Here is a 25177-nt window from a genome sequence, read left to right as displayed (position 1 = left end):
CCCCGCCGCCCGAACGGCGGCGGGGGCACGGGCCGGTGCCCAGGAGGTGCTGGGCGACGAGCCCGCCGACCGGGTGGCCGATGATCACGGGCGGGGTGTCGAAGGACCGCACGACGCGCGCGTAGTGATCCATGAGCACGCCGAATGACTTGGAACTCGCGCAGATCGGCGGGGTGGGGGCTTCGACGGTGCCCCTAGTTTCCGCAGGTCAGGTCCTTGGCGGGCAGCCGGCCGGTGGTCAGGTAGCGGTTGACGTCGGCGCTCGCGCAGGACGGGCCGGCCACCACCACACCGTGGCCCTCGCCGCCGGCCACCGTGATCATCCGTGCGCCGTGCAGCGCCCGCCGCATGCCCTGTGCCATGGCCAAGGTCGCCTGCGGGTCCCACTGGTTCTGCACGATCAGCGCGTTGACGTCGTTGTTCACCACGGTGGCCGGCTCGCCGGGCGCCCGCTTCCAGAACGCGCACGGCTGGATGTTGGCGCCCAGGTCGCCGGCCAGCGGGTAGCGGGCCTTGTCCCGGATCGCGTCCCGGCGGTACTGCTCGGGGTCGCGCGGCCAGTCGCGGGTGTCGCCGCAGAAGACGGCCCACACGACGGCGGCCCGGTTGTTCTCCGGGTCGACCGGGTCTACCGGGGCGACCGGGTCGGCGGCCCGCGCGCCCGCGCCCTCGTCGGCGGCCCGGACCGGGGCGGCATCGGACACCGCCGCGCCGGCCACGTCGGCCACGCCGGTCGCCCCGGCCGAAGCGGCCGAAGCGGCCGGCCCGCCCGCGGCTGCGGCCTTGAGCGCGACGATCCAGGGCGTGACGGCCTCGACGCGGACGAACTCGGCGTACCTGGACCGGATGGCGTCGCCGCTGAGCGCCCCGCCCTCCACCGGAACGGGCGTGCGGTCGGCGTGGGCGATCAGGTCCCAGTACGCCTCCCGGACCTCCGCCGCAGTCGCGCCCAACCCGTACGCGGTGTTGCGGGCGGCGGCCCACTCCGTCCACCGGGTGAAGGCGAGTTCGGCCCCCGCCGACCACCCCCGGAACATCCCCCGCCACGCGAGCGCCGGATCGAGCGCGCTGTCGAGCACGAACCGGTCCGCGCGCCGGGGGAACATCTGCGTGTAGACGGCGCCCAGGTAGGTGCCGTACGAGTACCCGAAGTAGGAGATCTTCTGTTCCCCCAGCACCGCCCGGACGACGTCCATGTCCCGGGCCGTGTTGCGGGTGGTGATGTGCGCCAGCGTGTCCCCCGCCTTGGCCCGGCACTTGTCGGCCACCGTCCGGGCCCGGGCCACGTCCTCGCCGAACTTCCCTTCTGCGTAGGGGTGTTGGTAGACCTGCTCGTCGGGCGTCAGGCCGCAGCCGACCGGCGAGCTCTGCCCGACCCCGCGCGGGTCGAAGCCGACCAGGTCGAACCGCTCCCGCACCTGCGCCGACAGCAGCGGCTGCATCTCCACGGGCAGGCCCAGCCCCGGGAAACCCGGGCCACCGGGATTCATCAGCAGCACTCCGTGCCGCTGCTTCGCGCTGCCCGCCTTGATCCGCGATATCGCGAGGTCGATCCTCCGGCCCCCGGGGTTGCCATAGTCCAGAGGCACCTTGACCTTCGCGCACTCGAACCCCGCCGGCCCGCCCGCGTCGCAGCGCTCCCAACGAAGCTTCTGCTGCGCGTACTGCTGGAGCGGGTCCCCGCCCGCCGCGAACGCCGTCACCGGGGTGAGCGCCGCGATCACGGTCGTCACCGCGCCGACCGTCAACAGGGAGATCGTTCGTCCGTCTCGCAGCGCCATGCCCGTCCTCAGTGCAGAATCGGTGTTCTCGGATCGCCTCCAGTCTCCGTTCAGGCGCACTCGTCCCCCGTACGGCGCAGGGATGGGTTCATGATCAGACTTGCGGCGTACACCGACGGTCTGACGTAAGGCCAGAGTCCCACCTCCCCCCGACCGGCGGTCAGGGACGACGGCCTATCGCCCGCCTGCCGGCGCTCGCGCCGCGCACTCCACGGCCCGCAGCCTGCGACGTTCTCTCGCAGGTGTGCCACCGACGAGGTGCCGCGGATCAGCAAGATGTTCGGCGACCGCCGCAGCAGCCAGGCCAGGGTGATCCACCCGTCGCGGCGGTTGCGGATGGTGGTTGTCGATTGTGCGATGTCCTGACGACGCCGCCTCGCCCTGTCGGCGTGCTGCTCGCCCGGGCGTCGGGAATGGTACTGCACGACCCCAGGGAATGCCGTCCACCGCCTGCACCCTCCTACACGGAAGCTCCAGCGTGAGTACCATGCGCAACGTCATCCATTACTAAGGAGTGAACGGTTGTGACCAGCCAACCAGCCAGCACGCTCCGTACGCGGCTCGTCGATCAGGCCGCATCGGATCTGGAAGAGAACCGTCGGCGTCAGCAGGAACTGGCCGAGGAGGTCAGGATGCTGAAGCAGGAGGAAGCCCTCCTGGCCGACATCCTCCAGCTCGCCGAACGGTACGAGGGCCTGTCGGAACCCTCGCCCCTGCCCCAGCAGGCACAGGACGAGCCCGTGCTCACCGGGGCGAAGCGACGCCGGGCGTCCGCTGCGGCCCCCGCCCGCACACCTTCGCCGCGTTCGGCTCGTTCGGCGCGGACGGCGAAGACGGCGAAGACGGCGAAGCCCGCGAAGGCGGGGAACACGGCGCGGACGGTGCAGGCGGGCAAGCCGGCACGGGCCGCCGCGGCGGGGAAGTCGCGGCAACCCCTGCTCGGAGAGCTCCTGTTGTCCCTGCTCAGCGGTCACGACGAACCGCGCCTGGCGAAGGAGCTGCGGGACGAACTGCTGGTGAAGCACCCGGACCGCACCCCCACCCCGCAGGTCGTGCGCAACACCCTGGAGTCGCTCGTGGCCAAGGGGAGCATCCAGCGCCACAAGCAGCAGCGGTCCGTGCTGTACACCCTCGCCGAGTCCGGCCGGCACGCGCTCGCGCTCGCGGCGCAGGAGGGCACTCAACGGCCTTGACCTCAACCGCCCTTGAGCTCCTAGGGTCGTCCGCATGATCTTCACCGAGAGGGAGCGCGAGTACCTGCTCGCCCAGCCACTGGCCCGACTTGCCACCATCGGCCCCGACGGCCGTCCGCAGATCCGCCCGGTGGGCTTCAGGCTCAACGACGACGGGACCATCGACATCGGCGGGCCCGCCATGGCCCGCAGCCAGAAGTACCGCAACGCGCAGGCCCGCCCCGAGGTCTCCGTCCTGGTCGACGACTTGGCTCCGGCCGATGACCCGGTCGCGGGCGGGTGGGGGCGCGGGGTCGAGATCCGGGGCCGGGCCGAGGTGCTGACCGTCGACGTGCCGCCGGTGGCGCCCGACCGCTTCAGCCGGGACATCGTCCGCGTCCACCCCCACAGGGTCATCACCTGGAACCTGGAGGAACGGGGGTCCGCCGCCCGCGACACCGGGTGACGAGGGGGGCGGAGTTCGTCGTGGATGCGGTCCGCGTGGACGGCGAACGTGATGCCCCCGCTCCCGGGCTTCTCCTCGTTCGGCGCTCAGGAACACGTACATGTGTCCACCGGCCTCGCGTATGACAGTCACGTGTCTCGCCCATGCGGTCACGTGACTGCACCGGGACCCCCGCTGGTACCGCAACCCCGGCGCGTTCGACCCCGACCGCTGGGACCCGCAACGGCACCCCGCTCCCCCGCGCGGCGCCTACCTGCCCTTCGCCGCCGGTGTGCACGGCTGCCCCGGCGGCGACTTCGCCCTGGCGGAGCTCACCCTCCTGACGGCGGCGGTCACGGCCGCCTGGCGAGTGGACCCGGTTCCGGGCAGCCGCCCCCGCCCGATGGCGGCGGCCACCCTCGGCCCCGCGCCCCTCACCGCGACCGTGACCGCGCACTCCTGAGCCCACTCCCGAGCCCGCCTCCGAGCCCGCCCCTGAGCGGCCGTCACCCGGGCGTCGGCCGCCCGAGGCGGGCCCTCACGTCACCTCCGCCAGAACAGGTGGTGCGTCACCCCGCTCGGGCTGAGCACCACCTCCAGGTGGAACCGGTCCAGCAGCTCGTCGGGGGACTCCCAGAGCCGTAGCCCGGGGCCGAGCTCCACCGGCGACACCGCCACGTGCAGGGTGTCGACGAGGTCGGCGGCGAGGAACTGCCGGATGGTGCTCACCCCGCCACCGAGCCGGACGTCCTTGCCCTCCGCGGCCTCCCGCGCCCGTGCGAGGACCGTGGCCGGGTCGCCGTCGACGAAGTGGAACGTGGTGTCGGAGAGCGTGAACGACGGACGCTCGTGGTGGGTCATGACGAACACCGGAGTCCGGAACGGGGGTTCGTCACCCCACCAGCCGCGCCACTCGTCGTCCTGCCAGGGCCCGCGCTGGGGCCCGAACTTGTTGCGGCCCATGATCTCGGCACCGATGTTGCGCGCGAAGTCCCGCGTGAAGTAGTCGTCGAGGCCCCGGCTCCCCCCGGGAGCCGTCCGCATGGGCCAGCTCGCCGTGGCCCCGGCCCAGGCGAACAGCTTCTCGGGATGGTCGTGGCCGAACGGCCGCTCGAAGCTCTGGTGCTCACTGGCACCGGCACCGACGCCGTCACTGGAGACGTTGAAGTTCATGACTCTGAGCAGTTGGTCCACGTGTTCCCTCGTCAGGTCTCGTCGTCGCATCACCGTGCGGCGGAGCGCCGCACATCATGACGTCGCAGCGGACCCGGCCGAATCGACATCGGCCCGAAACTTTTTCTCGGGGCCCCGCTCATCACTCGGGGTTGGCGGGGGCGGTGGTGACGGCGACCGCGTTCGCTCCGACGATCACCAGCATGGCGAGCCAGGAGGCCGCGCCGAGGTGCTGGCCGAGCACGACGAGACCGATCAGCGCGGCGAAGACCGGGTTGACGCTCATGAACACGCCGAAGAACTGCGTGGGCACCCGCCGCAACGCCAGCAGATCGGCCAGGAAGGGCACCGCCGAGGACAGCACGCCGGCGGCCAGCGCGCAGGCCAGGGCGGCGGCGGTCGGGGGACGAAGGCACAGCACCACGATGCCGACGGGAAGGTAGAGCACCCCCGAGAGCGCGGCGGCGGCGGCCGAGCCCTCCAGCCCGGGCAGGCGGCGGCCGACGACCCGGTTGAGCAGGATGTAGCCGGCCCAGCACACCGCCGCGAGCAGGGCCAGGGCGATGCCCGGGTAGTCGGTGGAGGGCGAGGGCCGGGCCAGGACGACCACCGCGGCCGCGGCGGCCACCGCACACAGGGCGTCGATGCGCCGGCGCGAGCCGGCCAGGGCCACCGCGAGCGGGCCGAGGAACTCCAGGGTGACGGCCAGCCCGAGCCCGATCCGGTCGATCGCCGTGTAGAGGGACAGGTTCATCACGGCGAACACCATCGCGAGCCCGAGGACCGGACGCCACTGCGCCACCGTGAACGACCGCGGCCGCGGCCTGCCGACCGCCCACAGCACCCCGGCGGCCACCCACTGGCGGACGGCCACCACACCCGCGGGACCGATCACCGGGAAGGCGAGCGCCGCCATCGAGGCTCCGGCCTGGTTGGACAGGCCGGAGCCCAGCATCAGCGCCACCCCGGCCAGGCGCCCGTCGCCCTGGGCGGTGACGCCCTCATGAGAACTCTTCAGCACCATGCCCTCCACAGTGGAGCCCGCGCAGCCATACGCAAAATGCATTCACCGACCCATTGATACGCTCGGCGTATGGATGAGCGACGACAAAGTCCCGCCGATCTGGAACTGAAGCACCTGCGCTGCCTGGTCGCCATCATCGACACCGGCAGCTTCACCGACGCCGGCCCCCAGCTGGGCATCTCCCAGGCCGCCGTCTCCCGCAACCTGCACGCCCTGGAACAGTTCCTCGGGGTGCGGCTGCTGCACCGCACCAGCCGCACGATCGCGCCCACGCCGGCCGGCGTACGGGTCCTCGCCCGCGCCCGCGTCCTGCTCGCCGGCGCCGACGACCTGGTCGCGGAAGCGACCGCCGGCCACGCCCGACTCCACCTCGGCCACGCCTGGTCCGCCTTCGGCCGCCACACCACCGACTTCCAGCGCCGCTGGCACGAGCGCCACCCCGACGTCGAGCTGCGCCTCGTCCGCCACAACTCCCCCACCGGCGGGCTGGCCGAAGGCATGTGCGACCTCGCCGTCGTCCGCGCCCCGCTCGACCTGAAGCCCTGGTCGCACGCCCTGGTCGGCCACGAACACCGCATCGTCGCGCTCGCCTCCGACGACCCGTGGGCCCGCCGGCGCAGCATCCGCCTCGACGAGATCCCCTCCCGCACCCTCGCCATCGACCGCCGAACCGGCACCACCGCCCTGAACCTGTGGCCCGAGGACCAGCGGCCCGCCGTCATCTACACCCACGACATCGACGACTGGCTCGCCGCCATCGCCACCAGCCGCTGCGTCGGCGTCACCCCCCAGGCCACCGCCGCCCAGTACCGCCGCGACGGCATCGTCTACCGCCCCCTGCGCAACGCCGCCCCCGTCCCCGTCCACCTCATCTGGCGCCGCCAGGACCCCCACCCCGCGACCCACGCCGCAGTCGCCCTCGCCATCGACCTCTACCGCGAGAAGCCCGACTCCCCACCGCCCCCGCGAAAGTGACAGCGGCACCCCAGCAGGGCCGCCTCACTCTCCCGGGCACACGAGATCCGCGACAGGGCTACGGCAGGGGGCCGAGGTCGCCTTCGATGACGGTCTCCGTGATCAGGGGGCGCTCCCACAGGGTGAGGAGTTCGTTCGCGAGGGCCATGATCGGGCGCAGGTCGTGGTCGCTCGGGGCCTCGATGGCGGCGGCCGACAGGCCGCGGGGGACGGCGCCGGCGTCGAGCAGGCAGCGCCAGTCCTCCGGGGTCAGCTCCAGGAACTCCAGTCCGGTCAGCCGGGTGACCTCCCGGGGGTCGGCGAGCGCCCCGGGGCCGGCGTAGAGGGTGCGGAGCCGGGGCAACCCGATGACAGGGGTCAGACTGACCGGTTCGCCGCGCCACCCTCCGAGGGTCAGGACCTCCAGGTCGGGGTGGGCCGCCGCCTCGACGCTGTTGGGGACTTCGCCGTGGAGCCTCGCCACCACCGACGTCAGGTCCGGGCTCGGACCGGAGTACCAGCTCCGGTCCGGATCCCGCACCAGGTCGGTGAGGGACTCGGCGAACAGGCAGGCGCCGACGCTCTGCTCGTGGTCGAGCACGATGAGCTGCCCGAGGTGGCCGCCAGGACCGGGGGTCAGGTCGACGACCACCAGGTCCCCGCCGCCCGTGTCGCCGATGACGATCCACCCGGGCGAGCCGACCAGGTCCTGCACGGCGGCGTCGGGCGAGGTGACGCACGCCTCCGTCGCCGCGTGCTCCCAACGGAACGAGGAGCGCGAGCGGTCGGCGATGACGAGCCCGTTCAGGGAGCTCAGCTCGAAGCCGAGCGCGTCGCCGACGCGGTCGGACGCCTCCCAGCACGCCTCGGCGTCCTCGACGTCCTCGTCGTTCTCGTCGTTCTCCGTGTGCTCCCACCACCGCGCGGCGGTCACCCGGTAGAGCACCTTGATCTCCTCGGGCAGCGCCACACCCAGGCGGGCCTCCGCGGCGGCGATCTCCTCCTCGGTGGCGCCGGTCTCGTCGGGCATCCGCTCGCGCAGCGTCCGCTCCAGCAGCTCCAGGTCCACGGAGGGGGCCGGCGCCGCCCCGGGCACCGGCTCGGGCAGGCGCCGCCACGGCTCGGGCACCGCGCCCTCGACCAGGGTGAGCGCGCCGGGGTGGGCGTTGCCGATACCCGGGTCGACGGCCGGGCCGTGGTCGAACAGATGGAGCGCCGCCCTCCCGCTCGCCGGTATCTCCACGGCGAAGGCGACATCACCGGTCCCGGCCTCAATGAGCGCGGCCCGGACGCGTTCGATCGCGTCGTGCTGCTCCTGGTTGTCCGACACCAGCATGGCCCGGCCGGCCTTCGGGTAGCGCATCCTCACCGGCACGCTCCACCCTTGCCGGCCGATCAGCCCCGCCACCTCGCCGCCCGGCGCGGCGAGCGCCTGCGCGTGGTCAGCCCGCAGGAGCCGCAGCAGGGGCTCCCAGGTCGCGAAGTCGTACAACGAGGACGACGAGGACGGCAAGGACGACGACGAGGACAACGAGGGCCTCCAGCAGATCCGGTGATCACGGCAGTGGCGATTATGACGCCCACCACCGACAGTTCGGAGTGTTCCGGGAGGCCGATGCACCTGGGCGCTACCCGTGCTGCCCCAGTCCGTCGCGCAGCAGGTCGAACGCCCGCTCTGCGGCGCGGACGGCCTCCGGGTAGCGGTCGTCGGCGGACGCGCCGTCGGCCAGGCATTCCTGGTTCAGGACCGCCAGTTCCCGCTGCACCACGATCACCTGGGCGGCCACCAGGCGTGCGTCGAGCGGGTCGACGCCCGCTTCCAGCAGTGCCTCGGCCAGTGCGTCGCTTCCGCGCACGGTGTAGCGGATCATCCGCGCCGCCAGGCTCTCGGTAGCGACGATCATGCGGAGGAAGGCCATGACCTCGGGGTCGTCGCACAGACCGGTGTTGGGGTCGCGGCGCGCCAGGGCGTCGAGCATGGCCGCGCGCAGCGCCTCCAGCGGCGGCCGGCCGGCCGGGCGGGCGCGCACCGTCCGGGCCGCTTCGCTCTCGTGGTCGGCGAACCGCTGGAGTACGAGGTCCTCCTTCGTCGGGAAGTAGGCGAAGAGGGTCCGCCGGGAGACCTCCGCCGCCTCCGCGATCTCGGTGATCGAGACCTGGTCGAAGCCCCGGTCGAGGAAGAGGCGGATCGCCGTCGCCGCGATCGTCTCCCGGGTGCGTTCCTTCTTGCGTTCCCGCAGGCCCATCTGCTGATTCATGCACTCAGTCTACCTCGTGGTAGACTGAGTGCAGAATTGCACCCAGTTTCTTCTTTCGGGAGGTCATCGTGCGAACCGAGGTCATCGTGGTGGGGGCGGGCCCGACCGGGCTGATGCTGGCCTACGAGCTGACGCTGGCCGGGGTGCCGGCCGTCGTCGTCGAGAAGCAGCGCACCCCCAGCACCCAGTCCCGGGCGGGCGGGCTCCAGCCGCGCACCGCCGAAGTACTCGACCTGCGCGGGCTGCTGGAGCCGCTGCTCGCGCAGGAGCCGTCCGAGACCACCGGCGGGCACTTCGCCACCCTGCCGGTCGAGCTGGACTGCCGGCCCTGGCGCACCCGGTACCCCCACCCGGTCAACGTTCCGCAGGTCCGGCTGGAGGCCCACCTCGAACGGCTCCTCGGCGAGCAGGGCGTCCCCGTGCTCCGCGGCCACGAGGTGACGGCGGTCACGCAGGACCCGGAGGGGATCACAATCACGTGGCACGCGGACGGCACCCCCGGCGGCGGTGAGGCCTGGGACGGAGGTGAGATCCGCGGCCGCTACCTCGTCGCGTGCGACGGCGGGCACAGCACGGTCCGCCGGCTGCTGGGCGTTCCCTTCCCCGGCCGGGAGCGCCGGATGTCCGCCGTCGCGGCCGACCTCACCCTCGCCTCCCGGTCCGAGACGGTCCCCACCGAGCGCAAGCACTTCAGCCAGTACACCCGCGTGGCCGGCGGCTTCCACGCGATCCTGCACCCCATCGGCCCGGACCTGTACCGGATGCTGTTCGGCAGGCTCTCCGGACAGGGCCCGGACCGCGAGACGCCGGTCTCGGCCGACGAGGTCCGCGAGGCGCTGCACGCCGTGTACGGCCCCGACACCGAACTGGGCGAACTGCGCGCCGCCTCCCGGTTCGGCGACGCCGTGCGCCAGGTCGAGCGCTACCGCGAGGGCCGGGCGTTCTTCGCCGGGGACGCGGCGCACATCCACATGCCGATCGGCGGCCAGGGCGTGAACCTGGGCCTCCAGGACGCGGTCAACCTGGGCTGGAAGCTCGCCGGCACGATCCGCGGCTGGGCGCCCGCCGGCCTGCTCGACAGCTACCACGAGGAGCGGCACCCCGTCGCCGCGCGCGTGCTGCGCCACACCCGGGCCCAGGCCGTGATCATGAATCCCGGCCGGGACGAGGAGCTCGGCACGGTCCGCGAGCTCGTGACCGAGCTGCTGGGTCTGCCCGACACCAACCGGTACGTCTCGGGCATGATGTCCGGCCTGGACCTCCGGTACCCCGGCGTCGGCCCCCGGCTGATCGACCTGGACCTGACCACCGAGGACGGCCCGACCCGGGCGAGCCGGCTGATGTGCTCCGGCCGGGGCCTGCTGCTCTCCCTCGACGGCAGGCGGCGGTCGGTCGGCGACCGGTCCGACCGGGTCGAGCACGTCATGGCGAAGACCGACGAGGACGTGGACAGCGCCGGCGCCCTCCTGGTCCGCCCCGACGGCTACCTCGCCTGGACCGACACCGACGGCACCCCGCTCGACACGGCCCTCGCCCGCTGGTTCGGCTGAGGCCCCGGGCGGTTCGTCGGTACGCCGCGGTCCACGGCGCACCGACGGACCGCCCGTCGCGCTGTCGCCTCCTGCCGCACGGGGCATCCGCCGGTTCCACGGAGGCCTCACGTCGGGAGGAGCGCGGCCGCTCTATCTGGAGCATTCGATCCAGATAGGCTACGGTGAAACCATGGCAAGGACCCGGGAGTTCGACACCGAGGCGGCGGTGAGCCGCGCCATGGAGCTGTTCTGGACGCGCGGCTACGAGGCGACCTCGGTGCGCGACCTGACCCAGCACCTGGGGATCGGGCAGGGGTCCCTGTACGCGGCGTTCGGCGACAAGGCCGGCCTGTACCGGGCCGCGCTGGACCACTACCGCGCCACCCTCGCGGCGGATGCGCTGCGCAGCCTGGAGGAGGGGACGGATGTCCGCTCGGCGATCCGCACGATGTTGATGGAACGGGTCCGCATCGCCGCCGAGCACGGCGGTCGGGGCTGCCTTGCGGTCAATGCCGCCTGCGAGCGCCTACCGGGGGACTCGTCGATCCGGCGCACCGTACGGGACATGCAGGACGTCAGCCGGGACGCGCTCGCGGAGGTGCTGCGGGTCGCGGCGGAACGGGGTGAGATCGCGGCGCGGCACGACCCGCACAGCCTCGCCGCCTTCTTCGTCACCTTCCTCAACGGGCTGCTGGTCTCCTCGAAGATCACACCGGACCCCGAAGCCCTCGAACCCGTCGTGGAGGTCGCGCTCGCCGCCCTCGACTGATTTTTTCATGCCCTCAATCTGTATCGCACGATCCAGATAAGGGTCGAACCCGCATCCGGCGCTCCACCTCTGCTCCATCCCTGCTCCATCGAAACGCTCCCTCTGCTCGATCGAAACGCTCCATCGACACTTCGGAGGACCCGTGCCCATCGCACCCACCCCGAGTACGCCCGCCCTCGGCGGCAGCCGCTGGAACACCTTCCCCGCGGCCGGCACCGCCCTGACCGCCCGTGAGTTCTTCACGGCCACGGAGCCGCTGCTGCAGGGCGTCATCGATGACAACGCCCTCACCGCCGCCGACGGCGAGGTGCTGGAGACCCAGATCCGCGCGACCCTCGCCCTCGGGACCCGGGAGACCTCCCTGCCGCTGGCCGTCGGCCCCGGCAGCGCCCCGGCCGCTCGCGAACTGGGCGCGCAGGCCGAGAAGATCGGCCATGAGCTCGCCTCCTGGGCCGCCGCGGCCCTGGAGCGGCTGCTCGCCGACCGGATCGCGCTGCCCGCCGGCCCGCTGATCGTCCGCAGCCACTGCTACGGCCACCTGCTCACCCATCCTGCGACCGACCTGCTCCTCGGCCGCCGTGGCGGACCCGTCACGATGCAGCTCTACAACGAGTGGCTGCACCAGGTCGTCCTGCTGCGCGACGCCCTGCTGCCCTTCACCAACTGGCAGGACGTCCCGCTGCTGATCACTCCGACCGGGCTGCGGCACATCGAACCGGCCCGGGACGCGTTCCTCACCGAACTCCTGGTCCGCCGGATCCGGCACGCCAGCATCGTGGCCTTCGCCCGCCACGCCGTCACCGGCACCTCCGACACGTCCGGCACCTCCAACCCCTCCGGCCCGGCCGGCTACGGCTTCGAGGCGAGCGGCGGCACCGCCCTGCCAGCCGTCCTCGACCAGCCGCCCCTGACCGCCCCCCGGTACCTGCTGACCTGGCGCCCCGACCCGGCCGCCGACGAAACCGTCACGCACGTCGCCGAGTTGCGGGACTACTACGCCGCACCGCGCACCCTCGTCGAACACCTGCCGCCCGCCACCGCCGCACCGGGGCCGCTCACCGGCCGCATCACCGGCCGCATCACCGGCCGCATCGTCGCCGGGCCGGTCGCCGACGGGGCCCGCACCGCCGCCATCGAGCTCACCCACGACGGCGCCACCGCCCACGTCGACCTCGGCCAGGCCCTGCGCGGCCACCGCTTCGCCCACCGGCCGGACGGCGCCACCAGCGCCGACGCGCTGCCCGCCGACGCACCGGCCACCGACCCGCCCGCCGCCGCGGACGTGTGGACGGCCCTGCGCGCACCGGGGCTGGTGTGGACGGAGGCGGGCGACGCCGTCCTGGACGCCACCGGCCAGGGCGACCTCGTCGTCCTGGCCCTGCTCGGCCGGCTCTACCCGGAAAACGTCACCCTGCACCCCGCCGACCACCCCGTCACCCACCCCACCGACCGCACCACCGACCACCCCGCCGACCGGGCGACCGCCTCCGGCAACAGCCCGAGCCGACTGGTGGCCCGGGTCGACCCGCCGCGGACCAGCTGACACCCGCTCCACCTGGAAGGGGCCGCCCCTCGGTAGCCGACACCCGGCCACCGAGGGGCGGGTACGGGTCAGCCGGCCCGGTAGCGGGTGGCGAGTTCGGGGCTCTGCGCACCGAACGCCGCCAGCTCGGCCCGGAAGACGGCGTCGAGGAGGCTCGCGTCCTCGACACTGGGCGCGCAGACGACTTCGCCGAGTTGCAGGCCGCGCAGGGCCGCGGTGACGACGTCCTCGGCACTCATCCTGGGTACGGCGCTCAGATCGAGGCCCTGGCGCTCGTGGAACTCGGTGGCCACCACCCCCGGACAGACGACCTCGACCTGGACACCGGTGCCTTCGAGCTCGGCCGACAGCGTCTGGCTCATCGCGACCACGTGGGCCAGGGCGCCGGCGTAGACGGCGCGGCGGGGCAGCTGGGAGTGCGGGGCGGGACCGCTGAAGGCGATCATGCCGGCCACGTTGATGATCGCGCCCCGGCCGCGCTCCTGCGAGGACCGTCGCCGTGACCGCGATCGTGGCCCACGCGGGGAGCAGCGGTCCGGCGGGGAGCAGCGGTCCGGCGGGGAGGACTGCGGCGGCGGTGAGGAGGATGCAGGGGAGGTACCAGCGCAGGATGGCGGCGAGGGCTCGCCGTGGCCGGGGCGAGACCCCACCGGTCAGCCGTGTGACCCCGCGGTCACGACGGTCACCACGGGACGGGGCCCTCCTCCTCGAAGAACCCTCCGGTGGGGCCGTCGGGGGCGATGGTGGCCATCCGGACGATGATCTTGGCGCACTGCTCGGCCGACACGGCGCCGCGGGGGTTGAAGTCGGTGGCGGCGGACCCCGGGTGGACGGCGTTGATCCGCATGGTCGGGAAGGCGTTGGCGTACTGGACGGTGATCATGTTGACCGCGCTCTTGGACGAGCAGTAGGCCACCATCGGGAAGGTCGCCTCAAGGCTGGCGGGGTCGCCGCAGCGGGCGAGGGAGCCGCCGCTGCTGCTGACGTTCACGATGACGGGGTGGCCGGCGGCCTCCAGCAGCGGCAGGAAGGCGTGGGTGACGCGGACGAGGCCGAAGACGTTGGTGGCGTAGACGCTCTCCAGGTCGGCGGCGGTGATCTCCGCAGGCGGGTTCCACCTGCCCGAGATGCCGGCGTTGTTGACCAGGACGTCGAGCCCGCCGGCCTCCTCGCGGATCAGCCGCGCGGCGGCCTGGACAGACTCCTCACTGGTGACGTCGAGCTGTACCGCGCGGGCACCGATCCGCTCGGCCGTCTCCCGGCCGCGCCCCAGGTCGCGTGCCCCGAGGTAGACGGTGTGTCCGGCCCCGGCCAGTTGGCGGGCGGCCTCCAGGCCGATCCCGCGGGTGGCTCCGGTGATGAGTGTGGTCGTCATGGCGTGCTGTGAAGGCGTCGGGCCCCTCGTGATCCGGGGCTCCTCGCGCCTTCACCTCCTTTCCGGGTGGGTGGGAAGCGCACGGTCGCGCCGTGCGCGTTCCTACGGTGTGCTCAGGGCTGTGAGCCGTTGTCTGCTCTCCTCGTCGGCGGCGGGCATGACCGCGAGGAACTGGTCGCGTTCCTGGGCGACGGTGAGGACCTGCCAGTCCAGCCGGACCTCGCCGACGACCGGGTGCAGGATCCGCTTGCTCCCGAAGCTCCTGCCGGAGACCCGGTAGGTGGTCCACCAGTGCTGGAAGTCGGAGTCCTCGGCGCTCAGCTCGGCGACCAGTTCGGCGAGCCTGGGGTCGCTGGGGTAGCGGCCGGCGTCCATCCGCAGGTAGGCGACGCACTCGCCCGCCGACAGGTCCCAGTCCGGCAGGCGCTCGCGCGTCCGCGGGTCGAGGAACGTCAGCCACAGGTAGTTGCGGTGCTCCTCGGGGACCGCGGCGAAGTCGAGCAGCAGCTCGGCCGCGAGGTCGTTCCAGGCCAGGATGTCCGTGAACCGGCCCAGGACCACGGCGGGCGTGGTCCGCAGATCGGCCAGTACGGCCAGCACCGCGGCGGGCACGACCTGGTGCCGTGAACGCCGCTGTCGGCGGGCTGGGGCCAGGTCGGCCAGCTGGCGCAGGTAGTCACGCTGGTCGTCGTCCAGCAGCAGGGCGCGGGCCAGCGCGTCCAGGACACTGCCGGACGGTGCGGGCAGCCGGCCCTGTTCGAGGCGGGTGTAGTAGTCCACGCTGATCCCGGCCCGCCCGGCCACCTCCTCCCGGCCCGCCCGGCCACCTCCTCCCGGCGCAGCCCGGCCACCTTGCGGGACCGTTCGTACGCGGGAAGTCCGACCTGTCGGGGCGAGACCTCGGCGCGCCGGGCACGCAGGAACGTGGCGAACTCCCGGCGCTTGTCATTGTTCGTGCTCACACCGGCCACTGTGCCAGGGCGCCGCGCGAGCTGGGAGGACATGTTTTTCCCTGGAAGAACGTGTCCTCCCAGCCTGCACCAGCGGACGGCTCTCGATCTGCCGGACGGTGCTCGTCGACGCCGAACAGAACCGGCAGGCCGCGCGGGCGGCACGGCGGGGCGCAGCGCGGCACTTTGGTGTGCCCGCGGTCTGATCGCAGCTCCGCCCCTCCACCCCTGCCGCCGGAGCGGCCGGGCCGAGGTCGGGCCGGGCCGGGCGTCGAGTCCCGGGAACCGGATGTGCCACGGGCGGCGGTCTGCGGTGTGGCCAGCCGGGTGAACCTTCGCCAATTTGTCCGCATTGCCTCGTTTATCACATTTTTTTAAGAAAAACTGACTGCCGAACAGCCCGGCTTGTCCTTCCCTGCTGCGCGGCGGCCCCGTGCGTCCAGTACTCGCCGACGCCGGCCGTTCGTCCGACAGGCCCTGGGAGCACCGATTCACCAGACACCGGCAACAGACGCGGCCACTGATCCGCCCGACGATGCGTCCGACGATGCGCACGACCCGGCGTACCGAACGGTGCTGCCCGACCGAGGCCGCCTCCGATCGCGGCTGACGCTCCGCCGGCTCTCCCCCGGACCGGTCCGGACGGTGCGGCGCCCCCGGCGCGGGCGGGCGCCACCGGACGGACCGTAGGTCCGACTCCACCGCATCTCCCAGACCCGTGTACCGGCAACTCGGCCGGCCCCCTTCTGTTGCTCCCTCAACGCGCCGCCACACCATCCGCAACCCCCGTTCCGCTTCTCCGGGCGCCGACGCGGCCCCGGCGCAGGATCGAAAGGAATCGTCATGAGGCGCTGTGCGACCACACGCACGGCCCGGGACCGCCGCCGTGCAACCCCATCCGGCGTACGACGGCAGGGCGGGGCGCTGCGCGCCCGGTCCCCGTACGGACCCGAGGCACGCGCGGCAGTGGCCGGACTGCTCGGCATCGTCGCGAGCATCGGGCGACTGGCCCGCAGGACCGCCGTCGCGCTCCTGCCACCACGCGAAGGCTCCGCCGCCGAGGCGCTGCGGGCCTTCCGCGCCGCGCTCGCCGTGCTGGTGGCGGTCGCCGCGACCGTCACCTCGCTCACACTGCCGGCACACGCCGCCCCGGCCACCCCGCGTGCCCCCTCCACCGGGAAGCCGGCGGGCCGGCAGCAGCCGGTGACGTTGGAGAAGACCGGGACCGACCTGGCGACCGGCAGCAGCAGCACCACCACCCAGGGCGACACCGTCCAGTGGGTGGTCTCGGCCACCAACCCGGACGGCGCCCCCGCCAACACCGTGATCACCGACGTGATCCAGGGCGGCCCGGGCAGCACCCCGCAGACCCAGTCCTACGTGCCGAACTCGCTGAAGGTGCCTCCGGGCTTCAGCAGGCAGTGGTCCACCAACGCCGGCACCTCGTTCACGTCGACGGACCAGGGGGCGGCCACCAACGCGATCCGGGCGACCAACCCGGTGTTCGCGTCCCCGGCGACCGGTCAGGTGGTGCAGATCCCGCCGCCGTTCACCCCCATCAACACCGCCACCGGCGGCGACGGCTTCACGCCGATCCTCTATACCGCCACCATCAACGGCATGCCCACGCCCGAGGTGTGGAACATCTACCACCACGGCGCGTCCAGCCAGGCTGCCGTGGTCTGCACGGACCTGCTGACGAACGGTCCCTGCCCCCTGCCGGACGGCACACCGGCGTCCTGGCCCCAGCCGCTCAACTCCGCGGCCGTCGGCGGGACGAGTGGGGACCTCGGCAGCACCCGCACGCCCACCTACGTACAGTCCGGGTCCAAGCTGTACTACGCGGCCGTCAGCCGGGTGACCTTCGCCGAGATCGGCGTCGGCTGCATCGACCTCCAGGCGCAGAAGAGCTGCGGCTTCGTGCCTCTGCAAACCGGCTCCGGCAGTGTCGTCGGCGGTGTGGTGGAAGCGCCGAACGGTCTGATCTACGCCGTGTCCGGCACCGGTGAGATCCTCTGCTACGACCCCACCGCCAACGCGTCCTGCGGGACCTTCTCCATCGGCCTGCCCCCCAACGAGGGCCAGGGCGGCTTCACCGGGGACTACTCGGGCACGATGACGGTCATCAACGGCAAGATCTACGTCAGCGACAACGAACCGGTGCCCAATCCCACGGTGATGTCCTGCTTCGACCCGACGACGAACGCGGCCTGCACCGGCTGGACCACGCCCAAGGTCCTGGTCACTCCGACGGCCGGCGGCGCCGCTCGCGCGGACAACGTCTTCGCCACGTACGACTCCGCAGGCACCGCCATCGGCGTCTGCTCGGTGGTCGGCGGCGTGCTCGCGGAGACCAACCCGCCGGTGGGCACCGTGGTCTGCTTCGACTTCGTCGGAAACCCGATCGCCGCGGCACCGGGCCTACAGACGCTGGTCAGCACCAACGTGGCCTCGGGCGAGAGCAACTTCCAGATCCCGCTGACCATCACCGCCCCCAACGGGCACCTGGACACCGAGTTCCCGTACTGGATCTACCTGGGCAACACGCCGACCCTGAACAGCACCGAGTACTGCTACGACTGGACCACTCAGTCGCCGTGCGGCTCGTTCGGCAACGCGGGCGTCGTCAACGGCCCGCCCAACGTCGACGGCGGCTACACCAGCCCCTACGGGTTCGCCTACGACGGCCAGTGCAAGTACAGCCTCGGCGACGTCGGGTTCCTGTTCTCGATGGACCCGACCACCGGCGCCTCCCCGTGCCTCAAGACCAAGGCGCAGGGCAGCCTCGACCCCAGCGCGTACTACTGCGACGGCAAGACGGGGCACGTGACGTCGTACGGCACGGTGAGCCTCGTCGACATCGATCCCACGACGGTCAACTTCGCGCAGTCGTCGGTGACCGTGAAGGACTCGAACGGCGCGGCCCTGGGCACGTTCCCCTTCGACACCACCACCATGAAAGCCGACATCTCGTCCGTCCCGATCAGCGCCTCACCGATCCAGGTCGTCGCCAACCTCACCCTGATCAGCGGGGCGTCGTTCACTCCGGACAACCAGCCGAAGATGCAGGTGACGTTCGTCGGCGACCCGCCGCAGGTCTGCTACCAGACCAAGGTCAGCGAGGACTGCACCGTCACCTCGGTGAGCGACCAGGCCACAGCGACCACCAACGGCATGGCCCCGGTCACGTCCAACACCGTCACCCTCCAGGTGACTCCCGGGCCGTCCTGCAAGCCTGAGCTGACCGTGCTCAAGGAGGTCTGCACCTCGGTGAACCCGGGTGACTGCGGGCCCGGCGGCAGCGGCCCCTGGGCGAGTCTCACCACGGTCGCACCGGGCGGTACGGCCTACTGGCGCATCACCGTCACCAACCCCGGGACGGTCCCCGTCACGGGCATCACCCTGACGGATGCCGTCACCCCCGCGTGCGCCACAGCGGCAGGAACGTTCAACCTGGCGGCGGGGGCCAACAGACAGGTCTTCTGCAACCTCCCCGACGTCACCGCCCCGACGACGAACGTCGTCACGGCGACCTTCCCGGGGCCCGGCGGCACCCCCATCACCACACCGCCGTCGGAAGCGACCGCCAACGTGCCGTCGCTGGCCATCGTCAAGGAGGTCTGCACCTCGGCAACCGCGGGTGACTGCGGGCCCGGCGGCAACGGCCCCTGGGCCGGCATCACCACCCTCCCGCCCGGCGGCACCGCCTACTGGCGCATCACCGTCACCAACACCGACGGCGTCGACATCAACGGCATCACCCTGACGGATGCCGTGACCCCCGCGTGCGCCACAGCGGCAGGAACGTTCAACCTGGCGGCGGGAGCCAACAGACAGGTCTTCTGCAACCTCCCCAACGTCACCAAGCCCACCACCAACGTCGTCACGGCGACCTTCCCCGGACCCGGCGGCACCCCCATCACCACACCGCCGTCCGAAGCGACCGCCAACGTGCCGTCGCTGGCCATCGTCAAGGAGGTCTGCACCTCGGCAACGGTCGCCAACTGCATCGAGGGTGGTAACGGCCCCTGGGCCGGCGTCACCACCGTTCCGCCCGGCGCCACCGCGTACTGGCGGATCACCGTCACCAACACCGACGGCGTCGACATCTCCGGCATCACCCTGACGGATGCCGTCACCCCGGCGTGCGCCACGGTCGCCGGCATGTTCAACCTCCCGGCAGGGGCGAGCACCCAGGTCTTCTGCAACCTCCCCGGCATCACCACCTCGACGACGAACGTCGTCACGGCGAGCTTCCCCGGCCCCGGCGGCACCCCCATCACCACCCCGCCCGCCGAGGCCACAGTCGACGTTCCGTCGCTGGCGATCGTCAAGGAGGTCTGCACCTCGGCAACCGCGGGTGACTGCGGGCCTGGCGGCAACGGCCCCTGGGCCAGCGTCACCACCGTCGCCCCCGGCGGTACCGCCTACTGGCGGATCACCGTCACCAACACCGGTGCGGTGAAAATCTCCGGCATCACGCTCAACGACGCCGTCACCCCGGCATGCGCCACAGCCGCCGGCACGTTCGATCTGGCGGCGGGAGCGAACAAGCAGATCTTCTGCAACCTCCCCAACGTCACGAAGCCCACTACCAACGTCGTCACGGCCACCTTCCCCGGACCCGGCGGCACACCTCCGATCACCACACCGCCCTCCGAAGCAACCGCCAACGTTCCCTCGCTGGCGATCGTCAAGGAAGTGTGCACCTCGGCAGTCGCCGCCGACTGCGGGCCCGGCGGTAGCGGCCCCTGGGCCGGCGTCACCACGGTTCCGTCCGGTGGCACCGCGTACTGGCGGATCACCGTCACCAACGACGGCCCCAGCGACATCACCGGCATCACCCTGACCGACCCCGTCACCCCGGCGTGCGCCACGGCCGCCGGCACCTTCAACCTGGCGGCAGGAGCGAACAAGCAGATCTTCTGCAACCTCCCCAACGTCACCCAGGCCACCGCCAACGTCGTCACCGCGACCTTCCCCGGACCCGGCGGCACCCCCATCACCACCCCGCCCGCCGAGGCCACCGTCGACGCTCCGTCACTGACGATCCTCAAAGAGGTCTGCACCTCGACCACTGCGGCCGACTGCGCCAGCGGCGGTAGCGGCCCCTGGGCCAAAACGACCATCATCCCGTCCGGTGCCACCGCGTACTGGCGGATCACCGTCACCAACACCGGGACGGTCCCCATCGCGGGCATCACCCTGACCGATGCCGTGACCCCGGCGTGCGTGACGGCCGCCGGAACGTTCAACCTGGCGACGGGGGCGAACAAGCAGGTCTTCTGCGACCTCGCCAACGTCACCACCTCGACCACCAACGTGGTGACAGCCACCTTCCCCGGCCCCGGTGGCCATCCCATCACCACACCACCGTCGGAAGCAACGGCTGACGTTCCGTCGCTGGCGATCGTCAAGGAGGTCTGCACCTCGGCAACCGCCGCCGACTGCGGATCCGGCGGTAGCGGCCCCTGGGCCAGCATCACCACCGTCGCCCCCGGCGGCACCGCGTACTGGCGGATCACCGTCACCAACACCGGTGCGGTCCCGGTCAACGGCATCACCCTGGCCGACCCCGTCACCGCGGGCTGCGTGACGGCGGCCGGCACGTTCAACCTGGCGCCGGGAGCAGACAAACAGATCTTCTGCAACCTCCCCAACGTCACCACCTCGACCACAAACGTAGTGACGGCCACCTTCCCCGGCCCCGGCGGGACCCCCATCACCACGCCGCCCTCCGAGGCAGCAGTTGACGTTCCTTCCCTGACGATCGTCAAGGAGGTCTGTGCCTCCACCACAGCCGCGAACTGTGGGCCCGGCGGCAACGGCCCCTGGGCCGGCATCACCACCCTCCCGCCCGGCGGCACCGCCTACTGGCGCATCACCGTCACCAACACCGACGGCGTCGACATCAACGGCATCACCCTGACCGACACCGTCACCCCGGCATGCGCCACAGCCGCCGGCACCTTCAACCTGACGCCGGGAGCAGACAAACAGATCTACTGCAACCTCCCCAACGTCACCCAGTCCACCACCAACGTCGTCACCGCGACCTTCCCCGGCCCCGGCGGCACACCTCCGATCACCACACCGCCCTCCGAGGCCACGGCCAACGTTCCCTCGCTGACCATCAACAAGGAGGTCTGCACCTCGACAACCGCCGCCGACTGCGGATCCGGCGGCAACGGCCCCTGGGCCAGCATCACCACCGTCGCCCCCGGCGGCACCGCCTACTGGCGCATCACCGTCACCAACACCGACGGCGTCGACATCAACGGCATCACCTTGACCGACACCGTCACCCCGGGTTGCGTTACGGCGGCCGGCACCTTCAACCTGACGGCAGGAACCAGCAAGCAGATCTTCTGCAACCTCCCCAACGTCACCACCTCGACCACCAACGTGGTGACGGCCACCTTCCCGGGGCCGGGCGGCACACCTCCGATCACCACACCGCCGTCGGAAGCAACAGCCAACGTTCCCTCCCTCGCGATCGTCAAGGAGGTCTGCACCTCGGCAACCGCCGCCGACTGCGGATCCGGCGGTAGCGGCCCCTGGGCCGGCGTCACCACCCTCCCGCCCGGCGGCACCGCCTACTGGCGCATCACCGTCACCAACACCGACGGCGTCGACATCAACGACATCACGCTCAACGACGCCGTCACCCCGGCATGCGCCACAGCCGCCGGCACCTTCAACCTGGCGCCGGGAGCGAACAAGCAGATCTTCTGCAACCTCCCCAACGTCACCCAGTCCACCACCAACGTCGTGACGGCCACCTTCCCCGGCCCTGGCGGGACCCCCATCACCACACCGCCGTCGGAAGCAACAGCCAACGTTCCCTCCCTCGCGATCGTCAAGGAGGTGTGCACCTCGACAACCGCCGCCGACTGCGGGCCCGGTGGTAACGGCCCCTGGGCCGGCATCACCACCGTCGCCCCCGGCGGCACCGCCTACTGGCGCATCACCGTCACCAACACCGACGGCGTCGACATCAACGGCATCACCCTGACCGACACCGTCACCCCGGCATGCGCCACAGCCGCCGGCACCTTCAACCTGACGCCGGGAGCGAACAAGCAGATCTTCTGCAACCTCCCCAACGTCACCACCTCGACCACCAACGTCGTCACGGCGACCTTCCCCGGCCCCGGCGGCACCCCCATCACCACACCGCCGTCGGAAGCGACCGCCAACGTTCCGTCGCTGGCCATCGTCAAGGAGGTCTGCACCTCGGCAACCGCCGCCGACTGCGGGCCCGGCGGCAACGGCCCCTGGGCCGGCATCACCACCGTCACACCGGGCGGCACCGCCTACTGGCGCATCACCGTCACCAACACCGACGGCGTCGACATCAACGACATCACGCTCAACGACGCCGTCACCCCGGCATGCGCCACAGCCGCCGGCACCTTCAACCTGGCGCCGGGAGCGAACAAGCAGATCTTCTGCAACCTCCCCAACGTCACCCAGTCCACCACCAACGTCGTGACGGCCACCTTCCCCGGCCCTGGCGGGACCCCCATCACCACACCGCCGTCGGAAGCAACAGCCAACGTTCCCTCCCTCGCGATCGTCAAGGAGGTGTGCACCTCGACAACCGCCGCCGACTGCGGGCCCGGTGGTAACGGCCCCTGGGCCGGCATCACCACCGTCGCCCCCGGCGGCACCGCCTACTGGCGCATCACCGTCACCAACACCGACGGCGTCGACATCAACGGCATCACCTTGACCGACACCGTCACCCCGGGTTGCGTTACGGCGGCCGGCACCTTCAACCTGACGCCGGGAGCGAACAAGCAGATCTTCTGCAACCTCCCCAACGTCACCACCTCGACCACCAACGTCGTCACGGCGACCTTCCCCGGCCCCGGCGGCACCCCCATCACCACACCGCCGTCGGAAGCGACCGCCAACGTTCCGTCGCTGGCCATCGTCAAGGAGGTCTGCACCTCGGCAACCGCCGCCGACTGCGGGCCCGGCGGCAACGGCCCCTGGGCCGGCATCACCACCGTCACACCGGGCGGCACCGCCTACTGGCGCATCACCGTCACCAACACCGACGGCGTCGACATCAACGGCATCACCCTGACCGACGCCGTCACCCCGGCATGCGCCACAGCCGCCGGCACCTTCAACCTCGCAGCAGGAGCGAACAAGCAGATCTTCTGCTCCAGCTCCCACCTGACGGAGTCGACGACGAACACCGTCGCGGCCACGTTCCCCGGTCCCGGTGGGACGCCCATCACCACCCCGCCCTCCGAGGCCACGGCGAACGTTCCCTCGCTGACCATCAACAAGGAGGTCTGCCAGTCCGACGTCCCCGGCAACTGCGCCGAGGGCGGGTCCGGTCCGTGGGGCAAGGAGACGACTCTCCACAAGAACGACGGCAAGGAGGACTGTGACCGCGACAAGTGCAAGGCGTACTGGCGGATCACCGTCACCAACACCGGCACAGTCGACATCAGCGGCATCACACTGAACGACCAGCAGGAGGCCTCCTGCGTCGTCGCTGCGGGGACGTTCAGTCTGGCCTCCGGGCAGGCGAAGATGTTCTTCTGCTCCAGCGTCATCACGGAGGACACGACCAACACCGTGACGGCCTCCTTCCTGCCGCCGAACGCCGCGCCGGGTACCCCGCCGATCACCACTCCCCCGTCCTCCGCGATCGCACGCTGCGCCCCGCCCTGCGACAGGGACAAGTGCAACGAGCACAAGCCCGAGCCGGGTGACGGCCACGGCCACGGCGGTCACGGCGACGGGATGGAGGTCGGCCACGGACCGGAGCCGGCCGGCTACCCGCAGCCGGGTGGCGGCAACGTCTCCGGCCCGAACGGCGGGGTCCTGCCGCACACCGGCGCCGCTGTGGTGCCCTTCACCCTCACGAGCGCGCTCCTGGCGGGCCTCGGCGCCCTGCTGGTCGTGGTCGTCAGGGTTCGGCGGAACCGGAAGGGAGTGAGGAGCGAGTGATCGCAGCCTGACCGGGGTCTGATCGGCCCCGACCGGTGGCCCGGGAACACCCGTTCCCGGGCCACCGCCCTGTCGTGGCGTTGCTGCGTTCGCATAATTGCTGATTGACGATCGGTACGGTGAGCAGCTCATCGCTCTGCTCATGTCTATAAACGGGGGGGGAACAAGGCAATCACTCGACATCCGGCCGTCGAGTGTCGAACCGATTGGAACGAATCCCATGACCTTCTGGGACGACGAGGATGCCCCGAATCCGACAGATGACTCCCCCGCGCCGTCCGATCGGCGGCAATCCGTCCGGACCGGGTCGGCGCACCGGACCCGCAAGCGCGTCCTGCTGGCCGTCACCGTGGCGGCCGTGGTCGTCGGCGGCGGATTCCTGTTCCGTTCGGGGTTCGGACCCGACCACGCCGAACCCCCGTCCGGGTCCAGCGGGGACTCGATCCCGGTCGGCTACCAGCAGGCACCCGCCACGCTGGTGGTCTACGAGGACTACGACTGCGCCGCCTGCCGGAAGTTCGCCGAGCGGTTCGACCCGACACTCCGCCAGCTGGTCGCCGAGAATCGCCTGGTCATCCAATACCACCCGGTGACGACCGACGGCCGCAAGACCTCGGCCCAGGCCGCCAACGCGGCGGCGTGTGCCCAGGACGCGGGAAAGTTCGCCGCCTTCCGCGAGGTGCTCGTCGCGGCCGGCAAGCAGGACCCGGACGCGAAGCAGGGCCTGCGCTCGCTCGCCGACCGGGTGAGCGAGCTGCGGTCCGCGGCATTCGACCGGTGCGTCGACGACGGCACGCACGCGGGCTGGGTGAGCCGCGAGAGCGGCACGTTCGCGAAACAGTTCCACACGGACGCACCGGTGGCCGTGCTCAACGGCGACCGGATCGAAATCGACGGTGACGGAGCTGCCACCAAGCTGTGGAAGACGGTCGAGGACCTCGCGCTGAAGGACCCCGGCTTCCACCCGCCGGTGAGCACCCCGTCGCACCCGCCCGCCTCGACGGGCCCGGCCGCCACCGCCTCGGGCTCGGCGCACGCGGCCCCCTCCGCCTCGGCGTCCGCCTCGCCCAGCAGGGCGAGGACGGCCGAAGCGTCCGGGCGTACGGCGGCGGCTTCCGACGCCAGGGAGTCATCACACGATTCCGACGACTGACGACCAGTCGCCTCGGCCGTTGTCACGCGACGGAACACCCCCGCCCGGTTCAGCGCCGCGCGTCACTCCCGGTCA

17 protein-coding genes and 1 pseudogene are annotated in these 25177 nt (G+C 71.7%); 9 read left to right on the top strand and 9 right to left on the bottom strand.

Features of this window, described 5'->3' with window-relative positions; all coding sequences use genetic code 11:
* Window positions 1–194: 194 nt before the first annotated feature.
* Window positions 195–1781 (bottom strand): alpha/beta hydrolase, encoded by a 1587-nt coding sequence (locus A6F73_RS36380; protein ID WP_063352587.1) that lies wholly within the window; start codon window positions 1779–1781, stop codon window positions 195–197.
* 215 nt (window positions 1782–1996) lie between these two features.
* Window positions 1997–2095: pseudogene (locus A6F73_RS41100) on the bottom strand (oxidoreductase); the annotation flags it as partial.
* Window positions 2096–2305: 210 nt separating this feature from the next.
* On the opposite strand from A6F73_RS41100, the gene A6F73_RS36375 reads away from it, so the two are divergent.
* From A6F73_RS36375 to A6F73_RS40060, 3 genes are all read left to right on the top strand, one after another.
* Complete coding sequence (locus tag A6F73_RS36375) at window positions 2306–2974, top strand: hypothetical protein (RefSeq protein ID WP_063352586.1); 669 nt, start codon at window positions 2306–2308, stop codon at window positions 2972–2974.
* 34 nt (window positions 2975–3008) lie between these two features.
* Window positions 3009–3419, top strand: coding sequence for a PPOX class F420-dependent oxidoreductase (locus A6F73_RS36370; RefSeq protein WP_063352585.1), 411 nt, complete (start codon window positions 3009–3011; stop codon window positions 3417–3419).
* A 157-nt stretch (window positions 3420–3576) separates the two neighbouring features.
* Window positions 3577–3861 carry a cytochrome P450 gene (locus A6F73_RS40060; protein ID WP_107453162.1) on the top strand — a complete coding sequence of 95 codons (285 nt, stop codon included), beginning with the start codon at window positions 3577–3579 and terminating at the stop codon, window positions 3859–3861.
* Window positions 3862–3941: 80 nt separating this feature from the next.
* Here the strand turns inward: A6F73_RS40060 and A6F73_RS36365 are convergent, their stop codons facing one another.
* Window positions 3942–4592 carry a dihydrofolate reductase family protein gene (locus A6F73_RS36365; protein WP_063352584.1) on the bottom strand — a complete coding sequence of 217 codons (651 nt, stop codon included), beginning with the start codon at window positions 4590–4592 and terminating at the stop codon, window positions 3942–3944.
* Window positions 4593–4713: 121 nt separating this feature from the next.
* Window positions 4714–5595, bottom strand: a complete 882-nt coding sequence (locus tag A6F73_RS36360; protein WP_063352583.1) for an EamA family transporter — start codon at window positions 5593–5595, stop codon at window positions 4714–4716.
* A 69-nt stretch (window positions 5596–5664) separates the two neighbouring features.
* Here A6F73_RS36360 and A6F73_RS36355 point away from each other — a divergent pair, with 69 nt between their 5' ends.
* On the top strand, window positions 5665–6570 hold the full coding sequence (locus A6F73_RS36355; RefSeq protein ID WP_063352582.1) for a LysR family transcriptional regulator: 906 nt from the start codon (window positions 5665–5667) through the stop codon (window positions 6568–6570).
* Between the two features lie 58 nt (window positions 6571–6628).
* Here the strand turns inward: A6F73_RS36355 and A6F73_RS36350 are convergent, their stop codons facing one another.
* Together A6F73_RS36350 and A6F73_RS36345 are read right to left on the bottom strand one after the other, a co-directional pair.
* Window positions 6629–8080, bottom strand: a complete 1452-nt coding sequence (locus A6F73_RS36350) for an SMI1/KNR4 family protein (protein ID WP_244293832.1) — start codon at window positions 8078–8080, stop codon at window positions 6629–6631.
* A 97-nt stretch (window positions 8081–8177) separates the two neighbouring features.
* A complete protein-coding gene (locus A6F73_RS36345; protein ID WP_063352580.1) occupies window positions 8178–8807 on the bottom strand; it encodes a TetR family transcriptional regulator in 630 nt (209 codons plus the stop codon).
* A gap of 68 nt (window positions 8808–8875) precedes the next feature.
* Between A6F73_RS36345 and A6F73_RS36340 the strand changes: the two genes are divergently transcribed.
* From A6F73_RS36340 to A6F73_RS36330, 3 genes are all read left to right on the top strand, one after another.
* Window positions 8876–10357 (top strand): FAD-dependent monooxygenase, encoded by a 1482-nt coding sequence (locus tag A6F73_RS36340; protein ID WP_063352579.1) that lies wholly within the window; start codon window positions 8876–8878, stop codon window positions 10355–10357.
* 172 nt (window positions 10358–10529) lie between these two features.
* Window positions 10530–11108, top strand: a complete 579-nt coding sequence (locus A6F73_RS36335; protein ID WP_063352578.1) for a TetR/AcrR family transcriptional regulator — start codon at window positions 10530–10532, stop codon at window positions 11106–11108.
* 142 nt (window positions 11109–11250) lie between these two features.
* Window positions 11251–12651: a hypothetical protein gene (locus tag A6F73_RS36330; RefSeq protein ID WP_063352577.1), complete on the top strand. Its 1401-nt coding sequence runs from the start codon at window positions 11251–11253 to the stop codon at window positions 12649–12651.
* 68 nt (window positions 12652–12719) lie between these two features.
* Here the strand turns inward: A6F73_RS36330 and A6F73_RS44280 are convergent, their stop codons facing one another.
* The 3 genes from A6F73_RS44280 to A6F73_RS36315 all read right to left on the bottom strand — a co-directional run bounded on the left by A6F73_RS44280 (window position 12720) and on the right by A6F73_RS36315 (window position 14830).
* Window positions 12720–13301, bottom strand: a complete 582-nt coding sequence (locus tag A6F73_RS44280; RefSeq protein WP_279634976.1) for an SDR family NAD(P)-dependent oxidoreductase — start codon at window positions 13299–13301, stop codon at window positions 12720–12722.
* 32 nt (window positions 13302–13333) lie between these two features.
* Window positions 13334–14026 (bottom strand): SDR family NAD(P)-dependent oxidoreductase, encoded by a 693-nt coding sequence (locus A6F73_RS36320; protein WP_063352576.1) that lies wholly within the window; start codon window positions 14024–14026, stop codon window positions 13334–13336.
* 102 nt (window positions 14027–14128) lie between these two features.
* On the bottom strand, window positions 14129–14830 hold the full coding sequence (locus A6F73_RS36315; RefSeq protein ID WP_107453161.1) for a helix-turn-helix domain-containing protein: 702 nt from the start codon (window positions 14828–14830) through the stop codon (window positions 14129–14131).
* 1112 nt (window positions 14831–15942) lie between these two features.
* Here A6F73_RS36315 and A6F73_RS44270 point away from each other — a divergent pair.
* Together A6F73_RS44270 and A6F73_RS36305 are read left to right on the top strand one after the other, a co-directional pair.
* Window positions 15943–23949 (top strand): hypothetical protein, encoded by an 8007-nt coding sequence (locus A6F73_RS44270; RefSeq protein WP_063352575.1) that lies wholly within the window; start codon window positions 15943–15945, stop codon window positions 23947–23949.
* 220 nt (window positions 23950–24169) lie between these two features.
* Complete coding sequence (locus A6F73_RS36305) at window positions 24170–25102, top strand: thioredoxin domain-containing protein (protein WP_063352574.1); 933 nt, start codon at window positions 24170–24172, stop codon at window positions 25100–25102.
* Window positions 25103–25177 lie beyond the last annotated feature (75 nt).

It is taken from the genome of Streptomyces sp. MJM8645, from assembly GCF_001625365.1.
Lineage (GTDB): Bacteria > Actinomycetota > Actinomycetes > Streptomycetales > Streptomycetaceae > Kitasatospora.
The sequence above is the reverse complement of the archived record's forward strand: the minus strand, read 5'-3'. Positions and strand labels throughout refer to the sequence as shown.

Excerpts from the sequence above, each read along its gene's own strand:
- A6F73_RS36355 (WP_063352582.1), top strand. The coding sequence starts at position 5,665 with ATGGATGAGCGACGACAAAGTCCCGCCGATCTGGAACTGAAGCACCTG.
- A6F73_RS36370 (WP_063352585.1), top strand. The coding sequence starts at position 3,009 with ATGATCTTCACCGAGAGGGAGCGCGAGTACCTGCTCGCCCAGCCACTG.
- A6F73_RS36305 (WP_063352574.1), top strand. The coding sequence starts at position 24,170 with ATGACCTTCTGGGACGACGAGGATGCCCCGAATCCGACAGATGACTCC.
- A6F73_RS36335 (WP_063352578.1), top strand. The coding sequence starts at position 10,530 with ATGGCAAGGACCCGGGAGTTCGACACCGAGGCGGCGGTGAGCCGCGCC.
- A6F73_RS36345 (WP_063352580.1), bottom strand. The coding sequence starts at position 8,807 with ATGAATCAGCAGATGGGCCTGCGGGAACGCAAGAAGGAACGCACCCGG.
- A6F73_RS36360 (WP_063352583.1), bottom strand. The coding sequence starts at position 5,595 with ATGGTGCTGAAGAGTTCTCATGAGGGCGTCACCGCCCAGGGCGACGGG.
- A6F73_RS36320 (WP_063352576.1), bottom strand. The coding sequence starts at position 14,026 with ATGACGACCACACTCATCACCGGAGCCACCCGCGGGATCGGCCTGGAG.
- A6F73_RS36380 (WP_063352587.1), bottom strand. The coding sequence starts at position 1,781 with ATGGCGCTGCGAGACGGACGAACGATCTCCCTGTTGACGGTCGGCGCG.